The 366-nt window shown below is 62.3% G+C and carries 1 protein-coding gene; it reads left to right on the forward strand.

Annotated features, from left to right (window positions below; translation table 11 throughout):
- The coding region (locus tag K5E40_RS34515) for a hypothetical protein (RefSeq protein WP_221734441.1) at positions 1-366 on the forward strand (366 nt) is incomplete at both ends.

Raw genomic sequence — 366 nt, forward strand, 5'->3', positions numbered from 1 at the left:
GCCCAGAACCAGTTCATCACCGCCATCGGCGAGATCCAGCGGCTGGCCGCGCCCAAGGCGCTGGAGGCGCAGTCGGGGGCGATTGATCCGACGCTGGCACAAGTGCGTATCGACATCCCCTTCGACGAGTCTTTCGCTGCCGGCCAGTCAATCGACCTGTTCTGGCTAGGCACCCGCCCCGACCTGACGCCGTACCTGCCCGACCTGCCGCCGCGCCCGATCACCAATGGTGATATCGATGCCAAAGAGCCGCTGCGAATCAACGTTCCCGGTCTGCACCTGACCCCGATCAAGGGCGGCAAACTGGAGCTGTACTACCAACTGCAGATCGATAGCAAAGTGCTTAAAGAGATGGACCGGATCAGC

The organism is Pseudomonas baetica, assembly GCF_019733355.1.
GTDB classification, from domain to species: Bacteria; Pseudomonadota; Gammaproteobacteria; order Pseudomonadales; family Pseudomonadaceae; genus Aquipseudomonas; species Aquipseudomonas baetica_A.